The organism is Novosphingobium sp. HNCC26DJ243 (assembly GCF_057180545.1).
In genome coordinates this window covers 1,068,687-1,081,693 of record NZ_JBXUGN010000001.1, presented here as the reverse complement: position 1 = coordinate 1,081,693, position 13,007 = coordinate 1,068,687, and the positions used below count along the sequence as shown (strand labels likewise).

At 63.5% G+C, this 13,007-nt stretch carries 11 protein-coding genes; 3 read left to right on the top strand and 8 right to left on the bottom strand.

All coding sequences use genetic code 11. The features are described 5' to 3' along the window. Window positions 1–16: 16 nt before the first annotated feature. Window positions 17–595, bottom strand: a complete 579-nt coding sequence (locus AC2A04_RS05190; protein ID WP_484211240.1) for a NifU family protein — start codon at window positions 593–595, stop codon at window positions 17–19. A 136-nt stretch (window positions 596–731) separates the two neighbouring features. On the opposite strand from AC2A04_RS05190, the gene AC2A04_RS05185 reads away from it, so the two are divergent. Both AC2A04_RS05185 and AC2A04_RS05180 read left to right on the top strand, forming a co-directional pair. Next, window positions 732–1,292, top strand: a complete 561-nt coding sequence (locus AC2A04_RS05185; protein WP_484211239.1) for an FKBP-type peptidyl-prolyl cis-trans isomerase — start codon at window positions 732–734, stop codon at window positions 1,290–1,292. A gap of 48 nt (window positions 1,293–1,340) precedes the next feature. Continuing rightward, complete coding sequence (locus AC2A04_RS05180) at window positions 1,341–4,211, top strand: M16 family metallopeptidase (protein WP_484211238.1); 2,871 nt, start codon at window positions 1,341–1,343, stop codon at window positions 4,209–4,211. Between the two features lie 7 nt (window positions 4,212–4,218). Here the strand turns inward: AC2A04_RS05180 and AC2A04_RS05175 are convergent, their stop codons facing one another. Genes AC2A04_RS05175 through AC2A04_RS05165 form a run of 3 tightly spaced genes read right to left on the bottom strand, consistent with a single transcriptional unit; the run spans window position 4,219 to window position 7,354 of the window. Then, window positions 4,219–4,863 (bottom strand): TadE/TadG family type IV pilus assembly protein, encoded by a 645-nt coding sequence (locus tag AC2A04_RS05175; RefSeq protein WP_484211237.1) that lies wholly within the window; start codon window positions 4,861–4,863, stop codon window positions 4,219–4,221. Further along, a complete protein-coding gene (locus AC2A04_RS05170) occupies window positions 4,860–5,444 on the bottom strand; it encodes a TadE/TadG family type IV pilus assembly protein (RefSeq protein WP_484211236.1) in 585 nt (194 codons plus the stop codon). Before AC2A04_RS05170 ends, AC2A04_RS05175 begins: the two co-directional genes overlap by 4 nt. Continuing rightward, a complete protein-coding gene (locus AC2A04_RS05165) occupies window positions 5,441–7,354 on the bottom strand; it encodes a Tad domain-containing protein (protein ID WP_484211235.1) in 1,914 nt (637 codons plus the stop codon). Before AC2A04_RS05165 ends, AC2A04_RS05170 begins: the two co-directional genes overlap by 4 nt. Before the next feature lie 282 nt (window positions 7,355–7,636). Here AC2A04_RS05165 and AC2A04_RS05160 point away from each other — a divergent pair, with 282 nt between their 5' ends. Further along, window positions 7,637–9,010: a class II 3-deoxy-7-phosphoheptulonate synthase gene (locus tag AC2A04_RS05160; protein ID WP_484211234.1), complete on the top strand. Its 1,374-nt coding sequence runs from the start codon at window positions 7,637–7,639 to the stop codon at window positions 9,008–9,010. Between the two features lie 65 nt (window positions 9,011–9,075). Here AC2A04_RS05160 and AC2A04_RS05155 read toward each other — a convergent pair whose 3' ends face one another. Genes AC2A04_RS05155 through AC2A04_RS05140 form a run of 4 tightly spaced genes read right to left on the bottom strand, consistent with a single transcriptional unit; the run spans window position 9,076 to window position 12,944 of the window. Further along, window positions 9,076–9,459 (bottom strand): reverse transcriptase-like protein, encoded by a 384-nt coding sequence (locus tag AC2A04_RS05155; protein WP_484211233.1) that lies wholly within the window; start codon window positions 9,457–9,459, stop codon window positions 9,076–9,078. Between the two features lie 9 nt (window positions 9,460–9,468). Beyond that, window positions 9,469–10,545 carry a phosphotransferase family protein gene (locus tag AC2A04_RS05150; protein WP_484211232.1) on the bottom strand — a complete coding sequence of 359 codons (1,077 nt, stop codon included), beginning with the start codon at window positions 10,543–10,545 and terminating at the stop codon, window positions 9,469–9,471. Further along, window positions 10,542–11,630, bottom strand: a complete 1,089-nt coding sequence (locus AC2A04_RS05145; RefSeq protein WP_484211231.1) for a Zn-dependent alcohol dehydrogenase — start codon at window positions 11,628–11,630, stop codon at window positions 10,542–10,544. The genes AC2A04_RS05150 and AC2A04_RS05145 overlap by 4 nt, the downstream gene beginning before the upstream one ends. 21 nt (window positions 11,631–11,651) lie before the next feature. Then, complete coding sequence (locus AC2A04_RS05140) at window positions 11,652–12,944, bottom strand: acyl-CoA dehydrogenase family protein (RefSeq protein WP_484211230.1); 1,293 nt, start codon at window positions 12,942–12,944, stop codon at window positions 11,652–11,654. Between the last annotated feature and the right edge of the window lie 63 nt (window positions 12,945–13,007).

Genomic DNA, 13,007 nt, shown 5'->3' with positions numbered 1-13,007 from the left:
TGTCAGGCCCGCAGGATCATGCAGCGCGCACTTCGCTGACTTCGGGGACGTAATGCTTGAGCAGGCTTTCGATCCCGTTCTTGAGCGTGGCCGTGGACGACGGGCAGCCCGAGCAGGCGCCTTGCATCTGCAGGTAGACGACGCCTTCGCGGAACCCGCGATAAATGATGTCGCCGCCATCGTTGGCGACGGCCGGGCGGACGCGGGTCTCGATCAGATCCTTGATCTGGTCGATCACGTCGGCATCGGCCGGATCATCGTTGAAATCGTCGTCGGCTTCGGCGGGGACGGCGATGGCGCCGGCCGATCCGGGAACGAACAAGGGAGCCTGCGAGACGAAATGGTCCAGCAGCAGCGAAAGCACCTGTGGCTTGAGGCTCGACCATTCGACGCCGGGAGCAGCGGTGACCGAGACGAAATCACGGCCGAAGAACACGCCGGTCACGTCGCCGAGATCGAACAGGGCCTGTGCCAGCGGCGAAGCTTCCGCCGCTTCTGGCGAGGTGAATTCGCGCGTGCCGGTGGCCATGACCAGTTCTCCCGGGAGAAACTTGAGCGTGGCGGGGTTTGGCGTGGTTTCGGTCTCGATGAACATGATTCGCATGTAGGCGTGCCATGGTCAGGGTCAAGTGCAGGAAAGCCGGGGATTTCACCGCCCGGATGCCTGATTTCCCGATTATTCCGACTTTGGGCGCATGGCGCAGGCGCGCGTGAGTGCCTATGCATGAGCCATGACGATCCGTCCCAAGGCGCTCTGCCGCATCGCCCCTCTCCTCATTCTTGCCGCCGGTGTGCCAGCCAGCGCCGCGACGCCTGCCAAGGTGGCCAAGCCGCCGGTGCCTTCGGCACAGGCGATTCCCCTGCCACTCGATCCCATCGTCGGGGCGGGCCAGCGGTTGTGCAGCGCAACGTCGGCAAGCGGCCTTGGCACGTTGATGCTCAAGCCGGCGGACGGCGCAAAGCCAGCGAAGGCGGATTTCGTGCTCGTGAACTACATCGGCTACCTCGCATCTGACGGCGTGGTGTTCGATCAGGGCATGCAGGCTGCCTTTCCGGTCGAGGGTGTCATTCCGGGCTTCTCCGAAGGCCTGTTGCTGATGGCCAAGGGCAGCACATGGCGCTTCTGCGTCCCCTCGGCCCTGGGCTATGGCGCGCAAGCATCAGGGCCGATCCCGGCGAACTCGGATCTCGTGTTCCAGGTCGAACTGGTGGACTTCAAGACCTCTGCCGAAGTCGAGGCGATGCGTGCGGCACAAGGTGCCCAACAACCCGAACAGTCTCCGCAGCAATAACAGGTCTATTCACTGGTCCTTAATGCCAGGGCTACCTATAGTCGGGCGATGCATTTTCCACAAAAGCGCGCCCGGCGCCTCGGCCTTCTTCTTCCGCTCCTGCTCCTGAGCGCAGCGCCGATCGACGCCCGCGCTCCTGAAAAGGGGGCGGTGCCATGGCTCTACAAGGGTTCGGACGTACCGCAGGACAAGGCGTGGACCTTTGGCGTGCTGTCAAATGGCGTGCGCTATGCGGTGCGCCACAACGGCGTGCCACCCGAACAGGTCTCGATCCGCGTGCTGGTGGATGCCGGTTCGATGTACGAGACCGAACCGCAGCGTGGCTATGCGCACCTGATCGAACACCTGACCTTCCGTGAATCGAAATACCTCAAGGAAGGCGAGACGATCCCGACCTGGCAGCGACTGGGCGCGACTTTCGGCAGCGATACCAATGCCGAGACCAGCCCGACGCAGACGGTCTACAAACTCGATATTCCAAATGCAACGAGCGCGAAGCTGGATGAGACGTTCAAGCTGCTCTCGGGCATGGTCACCTCGCCAATCTTCACCGACCACGGGGTGAAAACCGAAGTGCCGATCGTGCTGGCCGAAATGCGCGAGCGCACAAGCCCGCAATCGCGCGTGCTCGACCAGACGCGCGACCTGTTCTTCCGCAACCAGCTGCTCGCCTCGCGCAACCCGATCGGTACGGTCGAAACGCTCGAGGGTGCAAATGCAGCGGCGGTAAAGGCCTTCCACGACAAGTGGTACAGGCCCGACAACACGGTGGTTATTGTCGCTGGCGATGCCGATCCGGCAGCGCTTGTCGCGCGGATCGAGCAATGGTTCGGCGGCTGGCAAGTGAAGGGCAAGAAGCCCTCGCAGCCCGATTTCGGAAAGCCTGTTGCGCCTGCAGGGCTTGATCCGAACAATCCGGTGGGCGAGGCCAAGGTGCTGGTCGAACCCGATCTGCCGCGCATCGTGAACTGGGCGATCCTGCGGCCCTGGACCAAGGTCAACGACACGATTGTCTACAATCAGGGGCTGATGATCGATCGGCTGGCGCTGGCGCTTATCAACCGGCGTCTCGAAGGCCGCGCGCGTGGGGGCGGCAGCTATCTTGCCGCCTCGGTGGACGAGATGAAGCAGGAGCTGTCACGCTCGGCCGACGCCACCATCGTGACGGTGACCCCGCTGGGCGAGGACTGGAAAAGCGCCGTTACCGACGTGCGCTCGGTCATTGCCGATGCGCTTGCGACACCGCCCTCGCAGGAGGAGATCGACCGCGAGGTGGCCGAGTTCGAGGTCGCGTTCAAGGTGGGTGTCGAGACGCAGACGACGATCGCCGGGTCGAAAGCAGCGGACGACATCGTCAATGCCGTGGACATTCGCGAGACGGTGGCGAACCCGGATACGGTCTACGGAATTTTCAAGCAGTCGGTCCCTTTGTTCAAGCCCGCTGCGGTGCTTGCGAGCACGCGCAAGCTGTTTCAGGGCACGGTCATCCGGCCGATGATGATCACGCCCAAGTCTGGCGAGGCCGATGAGCCTGCGCTGCGCATGGCGTTGACGCAAAAGGTGGAGGCGGCCTCGGGAAGCCGGGTTGCCGCCAATACGCTGAAGTTTGCCGACTTGCCGCCGGTGGGGGCGCCGGGAACCGTTGCAAGTGCCCGTCCGATCGGGCTGCTCGGGATCGAGCAGATCGAGCTGTCGAACGGGGTCAAGGTCCTGCTCTGGCCCAACGATGCCGAGCCGGGGCGGATCATCGTCAAGGCGCGGTTCGGCGGGGGCTATTCGGCGATTGCACCGCAGGATGCGGTCTATGGACCGATCGGCGAAGCGGCGCTGATGGACAGCGGGATCGGAACGCTCGGTCGCGACGACCTTGACCGGCTGGCGACGGGCCGCAAGCTGAGCCTTGATTTCGACATCGACGACACCGCGTTCCGCCTTTCGGCCGATACGCGCCCTGCAGACCTCGAGGACCAGCTCTACCTGATGGCGGCCAAGCTCGCGATGCCGCGCTGGGAGCCGAACCCGGTGTTGCGTGCGAAGGCTGCATCCAAGCTGCAGTATGAAAGCTTCAATTCCTCGCCCATGGCGGTGCTCGGGCGCGACCTTACCTGGCTGCTGCGCGATGGCGACCCGCGCTATGCGACGCCCAACCCGGTCGAACTCGACAAGGTTACGCCTGAGGGCTTCCGCAAGGCGTGGGAGCCACTGCTGGCGCAAGGGCCGATCGAGATCGATCTTTTCGGCGATTTCAATCGCGAGCAGGCGCTGGCCTCGCTGGAGAAGACCTTCGGTGCCCTGCCGGCCCGCCCGGCGAGTGGGGCCCCGGTCCTTTCGCCGAACATCCCGGCGCACAATGCCGAGCCGCTGGTCCTGACCCATCGTGGCGATCCGGGGCAGGCGGCCGCCGTGGTCGCCTGGCCCACGGGTGGCGGGCAGGCCGGCGTGCGCGAGAGCCGACAGCTCGAGATCCTTGCCCAGATCTTCAACAATCGCCTGTTCGACGCGATGCGCGAGAAGGTGGGCGCAAGCTACGCCCCGCAGGTGGGATCAAGCTGGCCGCTCGACCTGCCGTCTGGCGGGTATATCGCGGCAACAGTGCAGTTGCGACCGACCGACTTCGCCACGTTTTTCGCCGCCGCCGACACGATCGCCGCCGACCTTGCTGCCAATCCGCCGAGCGCGGACGAAATCGGCCGGGTAACCGAGCCGCTCAAACAGCTGATTACGCGGGCGAGCACGGGCAACGGGTTCTACATGTTCCAACTGGAAGGCGCGGCAAATGATCCGCGCAAGATCGCAGGCATCCGCACGATCCTGAGTGATTACAGCCAGACTACGCCAGAACGCATGCAGGCACTGGCACAGCGTTATCTCAGACCCGACAAGAGTTGGCGGCTCGAGGTGGTTCCCGAGAAGCGTTGACCGGCTCTCAGCAACTGGTTTCCGACTTGGCATTACTGATGCCCGGCGTCAGGTTGCGGTTGTCGCGCACGATGACCGCTGCCTCCTCGTGAATGGTGATCGGCTGGATGAACATGGTGCCGAACAGGCCCTTGTGACGATACCAGACTTCGGCAACCATCACCGCCGAGTTTGCCGGTGCGGTGATTTTGCCTCCTCCGATCTGCATACCCGAAGCGATGGCGGACAAGGCGCTACCGGTCAGGTCCGGCTTGCCGTGCGACGAGTTCTTCTGAAGCGAACCCTTGCATTGTTGCCAATGAAGGTACTGCTTGCCGGTGACCGGATGAACCTCGAGGCTGGACAGGACGACCCGCCCGTCACCGCCCAGGCCGATGTTCTGGCCCTCCGCAATGGCGCCAGAAAGAACGGAATCGATATCCGGGCCGGTAATGGTGGGCGTGACGCCGCTGTTGTCCGTCTGGCCGAGGCGCGAGGCATTGTCGGCGAGCGCGATGGCGACCTGGCTTGCCTCGAGCGCGGAGGCGTTCATCCAAGCGATCTCGGCACCGTACATTCCCAGGATGATGAACACTGGCAGCACCAGCGCAAACTCGATGGTCGAGACGGCGTCCTTGGCGCGCAGGACACTGAAGCAAAAGCGCGCGTTCATACGCAACTCCCGGCGCTGGAGCCATAGCCGGCCTGAGTGGCAAAGGGCTGGTTACGGGTGACGGCGGTCGAAGTGAGCGTGCGGTCCGACCATAGCGCGGGCAGAAAAGGGACCTTGAACACCGGTTCGAAAGAGGCGTTCACCGTGTAGACGACGACGTCGCTTGCTCCACCATCGCTGCCCGCCTTGCCGACGTCTTCGTCCCATTGGCCGTTGCGGTTCTCGTCGGTGTAGGTTTCGTTGCTGTCGCACAGGCCATTCTTGTTGGAATCGTTCCATTTTTCGGCGCGTCCGATGTCAGAGAAGTCGTAGTAGCTCTTGCGCGAGGTCGAGATGGTGACACCCGGCAGAACCGGGCGGATCATCTCGAGGACCATGGCATCGGCCTCCGAGGTGTTACGGGTCTCAAGTGAGGATTCGCGCGCCGCCTTGCGAACGGCACCGGCAAGGACGGACTTGCCATAGACCATCTGTCCCACGTCCATGATTCCGAGCAGCAGGACGAGAAAAAGCGGCACGACGATTGCAAACTCGATGATGGTCGCGCCCTCGTTATCGGGCAGGAGCGCGCGGCGCTTCATTGCACCACCCGCAGTTCACCCACCTGCTTGGCGATCGACTGGAAGGCGGCGTCGAGCTGGCTGGCGTTGGATGCGGTGAAAGCACTGGAATCCGATGCGCAAGTCTGGAGCTGCGTGGTCATCGCCTGGGCAAAGGCGATCACCCAGATGCGTATGCCCTTGGCCTTGACCGCATCGCACAAGGCAAGAAAGCGCGAATTGTGGCGCTCGGTGTCGTGCGTAAAGCCATCGTCGGTCACGCGCCGGTCATGGTACTCGATGCCCCAGGACGACTGGATGGAGTAGCTGGGCGCCATCTCGCCGTCGGTCATGAAGATCAGGTGGCGCGAGACTTCGCCGCCATTGTCAGGGGCTTCGCGCACATTGCTCGACCACATTCCATCTGGCGACGCAAGGCGCGCTCCCCACACCATGCCGATGTCGTGATAAGTTGCGCCTTCCGGCACGAGCGAGTCCGCAAAGGCATAGTAGGCCGACTTGTCCATCGTCGCGAGCAGGCGTGCCGCGGTCGGGCAATAGGAACCGGCAAGCTGACCCGTGGCAGAAGGCATCGCGCTGTTCATGTAGACTACGCCGCCATAAGTCACCGTGCGGATGTAGGCGACATCGGGCCACATCGGAGCCCATTTCGAGGCCACGGAACCGTCGGGTGCGGCGTCAATTTCCAGGTCTTCCGCTCCCGTGGGAGTAAAACCGTTGATCGAGGACCAGGTGAAGGCGTCCTCGGAAACGGTCGCGCGTTCCTCGATGCAGCCCTTCCAGGTCGATGATTGCGCAGCGCCGTTGGTGCCGGTGTTGGTCGATACGCTTTCGAACAGCTTGAAGCGGCTCGTGTCGTAAGTGACCGGACGGTATTCCCATTTGTCGAAAGTCGTCGTGGTCGAGTAGACCGGGTCGGCAGTGTCGTACGTGTAGGTATAATAGGTCCGCGCAGCGTAGCGCCATTCTATGCCGTATCCTGAACCGCCCGATGAGGTGCACGAATAGACCGTCATGCGCTGGGGCTGGCTGACAGTGGTCGTTGTCACCTTCTGGCCCGAACTGTTGGTCGTGGTGGCGGTGGTGGTCGTTGCCGTGCCATTGTTTGCCCAAGCTGTGTCGGCTGGCTTGTTGCTATTACACGCGGTCAAGTTGCCATAGCGGGAGGAGCCGTAGCTGCTGTAACTGCCGTAGGACGTCGTGCTCGTGCCGGTGCTGGAGGTTCTGGTGGGCGTGCCATAACCCGTCAGGGTCTGGACCGATTTGTAGACCGCCTTGCGCGACTGGATGGTCCAGCTGTCGACGAGATAGTCGGGATCGAGGTTGACGAGCAGGTGCCCGACATTGACCGACGAACTGTAAGGCACGAAACCGTAGCGGACACGGCCATTTGTTCCGGAAAGGGCGGTTTCGACGGTATCGTAGAAGTTCTTCATCGACACGCGTAACGCCTGGATGCGGGTCTGCGTGCTGCCGGACAGCGCCGAATTCATCGAGCCGGTGGTGTCGAGGACCATCATCACATCGGAGTTGCCCACGCCCATCGAGGCCGTGCACTTCGTGGTCAGATCCATGGCGCCGTAACCGAAGATTTGCATCATGATCGGCGGCAACAGGGTCGTCGCCAGTCCATCGACTGTGCTGCCCTTGTCAGCGGAGGACGCTACGAACGATGTGTCGGTCGAACCGAATTGCGCTTCATCGAAGTTGGCGGCAAAATAGTTCTGGGCCTGTGCGTTCGCAGTGGCATCGAAGCCCTTGGTCGTAACCGCCTTGCGGCCGGCGAGCACGCCTGCATCACAGGCTGCCTGCAGCCGGGTCTGCGCGCGCCAGGCGCGGCTGATGTCGATCGCTCCGCCCATGAGCGCCGCAACGGCAAATATCGCCAGAGCGGCGAGGGGCAGGATGTTTCCTGACCGGCTACGCAGCATGGACCTGAAGTGGCGACGAAGGTGTGGCATCGTAAGTGGGCAGGCGTTCCGAGATGGCTAATGGGGCCACCGCCGGACCGCGCCCTGCAGGGCACTGGACTGCCGATAGCCGAGGTTAACCTAGGCCGACGCTACCCAAGCAACCGCTTATCGGAGCTAATGGAAACCACGTATGGCAAGCCCGGGCTGGTAACCGCTTCGCTGGCTTGCGGTGATCGCAAGGCTTCCTTTGCATTTCTTGCGCGCGGGCTTTATGGCCCCGCCTCTTGAAAGGACATGCAAGTGGCACAGAACTGGACTGCGGATTCATGGCGCGGATTTGAAGGACGGCATTTGCCGACCTATCCGAATGCCGAAAAGCTGAACGAGGTCGAGAAGACCCTGACGAGCTTTCCGCCGCTGGTCTTTGCCGGGGAAGCGCGCGCACTGAAGGCCGATCTGGCGCAAGTGGCAGCGGGCAAGGGCTTCCTGCTTCAGGGCGGGGATTGCGCCGAAAGCTTTGCCGAGTTCCATCCCAACAACATTCGCGACACCTTCCGCGTTCTGCTGCAGATGGCGGTCGTGCTGACTTTTGCCAGCAAGCAGCCGGTGGTGAAGGTCGGGCGCATGGCGGGCCAGTTCGCCAAGCCACGCTCCTCGCCAGTGGAGTCCATCGGGGGTGTCGAACTGCCAAGCTATCTTGGCGACAACATCAACGGGATCGATTTCACTCCGGAATCGCGCATCCCCGACCCCGAGCGCATGCTGCGCGCCTATAGCCAGGCGGCGGCGACGCTGAACCTGCTGCGCGCGTTCTCGACCGGCGGCTACGCCAACCTGCGGCAGGTCCACCAGTGGACGCTCGACCATATCGGCAAGAGCCCCTGGGCCACCAAGTTTGCCGAGACCGCCGACAAGATCGGCGAGGCGCTCGACTTCATGGAAGCCTGCGGAGTCGACCCGCGCACCGTGCCGCAGTTGCAGGGCACGAGCTTTTACACCAGCCACGAGGCGCTGCTGTTGCCCTATGAAGAGGCGATGACGCGGCAGGATTCGCTGACGGGCGACTGGTACGATACCAGCGCGCACATGCTGTGGATCGGCGATCGCACGCGCTTTGAAGGTTCGGCGCACGTCGAATACCTGCGCGGCGTCGGCAATCCGATCGGCATGAAGTGCGGGCCGAGCCTGACGCCCGACGCGCTTCTGAAGATGCTGGACACGCTCAATCCCGGCCGCGAGGCGGGCCGCATCACCCTGATCAGCCGCTTCGGGCATGACAAGGTCGAAGCAGGGCTCGCCCCGCTGGTCCGCGCGGTGAAGCGCGAAGGACATCCGGTAGTGTGGTCGTGCGATCCGATGCACGGCAACGTGATCAAGGCTGACAACGGCTACAAGACGCGCCCGTTCGACCGCATCCTGTCCGAAGTGAAGGGCTTCTTTGCAGTCCACCGCGCCGAGGGCACACATGCTGGCGGCATCCACATCGAGATGACCGGGCAGGACGTGACCGAATGCACTGGTGGCGCCATCGCGATCACGCAGGAAGGTCTTGTGGACCGCTATCACACGCACTGCGATCCCCGCCTGAACGCCGCGCAGTCGATCGAACTGGCGTTCCTGCTTGCCGAAGCGCTCAACGCAGAACGGGCCGGAGCCAAGGCGGAAGCGGCCTGACAAAAATTCCGGTTCGATCGGAATTTGAATGACGCCGGGCGACTTCGTGTCTCCCGGCGTTTTTCCTATCGTCCGTGCCGCGCTGCCAACGCTATGCCGGCAAGGTTCTGCGCACGCTTGATCCACCGCACGCGCACCGGAGGGCGCTGAGCCGTGAGCGCGGTAAAACGCGCAAGGTGCGCCCGGTCATTTGCCGAGCGGCTGGGCATGGCGCCGGTTGCCTGCGCGATCACGTTGCGGCTGTCCCCTACCAATTCGAAATCGCGCTCGCCGCTCGAAAGTGCGATCTCCAGCGCGTGGATCAGCGCGAGCCATTCGGCATCGCCGCTCGACCCGGCGCCGAGATCACCGCGGACATGCGCCACACCTCGCACCACGGCGGCAACTTCGATCGGACCCGGATTGGGGCGGCAGCCGCCGTCGAAATAGACTTTCAGCCTGCGCGACATTGATATCCTCTAGCGCGCGCCAGCCTTGCGGGCAAAGGACCACGCCGCTTCGGCCAGGGGATAGACGCGCTCTGACGTCGCCTTCGCGTGCGCGCTCGAAGCGGTGCCGTCGATCACCCGCTTCTTGATGCCCTGCACGATGCCGGCAAGGCGGAAGAAATTGAACGCAAGATACCAGTTGATGTCGGGAATGCCGGTGCGCCCGGTCTTTTCGCAATAGCGCGCAACGATTTCGTCGAGTTCGGGTATGCCCAGAACCTTGCGATCAAGGTCCTGTACGCCCGACCGCCCGGCATTGTCGGTAACCCAGGCCATGCACAGATACGTGAAATCCGCGAGAGGATCGCCCAGCGTCGAGAGCTCCCAATCGAGCACGGCCACGACGCGGGGCTCATCGGCTGCGAAGATCATGTTGTCGATGCGGTAATCGCCATGGACCACGCTCGTCCGGTCCTGCTCGGGCAGGGTAGCGGGAAGCCATGCGATCAGGCTTTCCATTTCGGGCATCGTCTCGGTCTCGGCGAGGCGATACTGTTTGCTCCAGCGATCGACCTGCCGTCCGAAGTAGTTGCCCGGCTTGCCGTAATCAGCAAGTCCGGCAGCCTCGACATCGACCGAATGCAACTGCGCAAGCGTATCGACCATCGCGAAGTAGGTGTCGCGGCGGAACTGCGGCGTTGCCCCCGGCATTGCACCATCCCAGATCGTGCGGCCATCGACGCAGCCCATCACGTAGAACCACGATCCGATCACCGTATCGTCGGTGCAGAGGCCATATTGGCGTGCAACCGGAAAGCCGGTGCCGTGAAGGCCGGCCTGCACCTTGTACTCGCGGTCCACGGCGTGGGCCGAGGGCAGCAGCTTGCCGAAAGGCTTGCGACGCAGGACATAGGGGGCCGATGGGCTGTCGACGCGGTAGGTCGGGTTCGACTGGCCACCCTTGAACTTCGAGATGGCGAGCGGCCCAGTGAAGCCCTCCACATTGGTTTCGAACCAGCGGGTCAGCGCCGCTTCGTCCAGCCGGTCAGCCCCTTGCGGAGCGACCGTGCCGGTGAAAGCTGCCTGTGCGTCGAGCTGTTCGGTCATGAATCGAAGACGATGACCGAGCGGGCGGAGTGGCCCTGCTTCATCTTCTCGAACCCCTCGTTGATTCCCGAAAGCGGGATCCGCTCGGCAATGATCGTGTCGAGATCAAGAAGGCCGCGCATGTAGAAATCGACAAGGCGCGGCAGGTCCACCGGGAAGTGGTTGCGGCCCATGATCGCGCCCTGCAGTTTCTTGTCGGACAGCAGGTCCATTGCCGAAAGGCCGACCTTGTGCGCAAGCGGCATCATCCCGAGGATCGTCGCCGTGCCGCCGCGCCGCAGCGAGGCCACGGCAAGATCGCCCGAGGCGGGGCGACCGACGGCCTCGATCGCGTGGTGAACGCCGCCCTTGGTCATCTCCACGATCTGGCCGGCGGTTTCCGGGCCAGCGTCCAGAGCGTCGGTCGCGCCGAGCTTGATCGCAAGCGCGCGCTTTTCCGGCATGGGATCGACCGCGATGATCCGGCCGGCGCCCGCAATCTTCGCGGCATTGACCGTTGCCAGCCCGACTCCGCCGCAGCCGACCACGCACACCGTCTCGCCTGGGGTGAGCTTGGCGGCATTGAACACCGCGCCCGCCCCGGTGGTGACCGCGCAACCGATCACCGCGGCACGATCGAGCGGCATTTCGGGGTTGATCGCCACGCAGGCGTGTTCGTGCACCAGCATCTGTTCGGCAAAGGCCGAAAGATTGAGCATCTGGTTGACGGTACTGCCATCGTCGCTGCGGGTGAGGCGCGGAGCCTCGCCCGGACCGCGCCGCGTCTCGGCCCCCAGGCACAGCGACATGCGCCCGGTCACGCAGAATTCGCAATGGCCGCAAAATGCCGAAAGGCAGGTGACGACGGCGTCGCCCACCTTGACCGTGCGGACCTCCGAACCGACCGCCTCGACGATGCCCGCCGCCTCGTGCCCCGGAACCGCGGGGAGGGGGTGCGGATAGGCACCGTCGATGAAGTGCAGGTCCGAATGGCACAGCCCGCAGGCGGCAGTGCGGATCAGCACCTCGTGCGGGCCCGGCTTTGACACGGTCAGGTCATGGATTTCCAGAGGCTGGCCAGGCTGGACAAGAACGGCTGCTTTCATGGGCTTTCCTCCAGCTTCGTGTCAGCGGGCCACGCCGACGTCACCAGAGCTGAAGCTCCGGTCGCTGCCCGGCATGTCGGAATGGCGTGCGAATTCGATGCGTGCGATGGCGCGGGCGTGGACCTCATCCGGACCATCGGCAAGGCGCAGCGTGCGCATATGGGCATAGGCCTGTGCCAGACCGAAGTCCTCGGACACACCACCGCCGCCATGGGCCTGGATCGCATCGTCGATGATGCGCAGCGCCATGTTCGGCGCCTGGACCTTGATCATCGCGATCTCGAGCGCGGCGGCCTTGTTGCCCACCTTGTCCATCATGTCCGCCGCTTTGAGGCAGAGCAGGCGGGTCATGTCGATATCAATGCGGGCACGCGCGATTCGCTCTTCCCAGACCGATTGTTCGGACACGCGCTTGCCGAAGGCGACGCGGGACTGCAAGCGGCGGGCCATCTTCGACAGCGCCTCTTCAGCCACGCCGATCGTGCGCATGCAGTGGTGGATGCGGCCCGGCCCGAGCCGCCCCTGCGCGATCTCGAACCCGCGCCCTTCGCCGAGCAGGATGTTCGAGGCGGGGATGCGCACATCCTTCATCTCGATTTCCATGTGACCATGCGGCGCATCGTCATAGCCGAACACCGGCAGGTGGCGCAGGATGGTAACGCCCGGTGCATCGAGCGGCATGAGGACCATCGACTGCTGCTGGTGGCGCTTGGCCTCGAAATCGGTCTTGCCCATGACGATTGCGATCTTGCAACGCGGATCGCCTGCGCCTGACGACCACCACTTGCGGCCATTGATGACGTATTCATCACCATCGCGCCGGATGGAGGTTTCGATGTTGGTGGCATCGGACGAGGCGACCTGAGGTTCGGTCATCAGGAACGCCGAGCGGATCTCGCCATTCATCAATGGCCGGAGCCACCGTTCCTTCTGATCGAGCGTGCCATAGCGGTGGAACACTTCCATGTTGCCGGTATCGGGCGCGGAGCAGTTGAACACCTCGCTGGCCCAGCCCATCCGGCCCATTTCCTCGGCACAGAGCGCGTATTCGAGATTGGTCAGCCCGGGACCGTCGAACGCGAAGCTTTCCTCGACATGGTGATGGCCGCTGTTGCGCGGCGGCATGAACAGGTTCCAGATGCCCTGTCCTTTGGCGCGGGACTTTTCCTCCTCGATCGTCTGGATGACTTTCCAGCGATCGCCGGTTGCCTGTTCCGCCTTGTAATCCTTGTCGCGCGGGCGGACGTGATCCTCGATGAACTGGCGGACGCGGTCGCGCCAGTACTTCTGGCGATCGGTGGGTTCGAAATCCATGAGGCTCTCCTTGGGACACGCCCGAACTTTGCTTGGCGGCAATGTTCAACGGGCGAAGGGTCT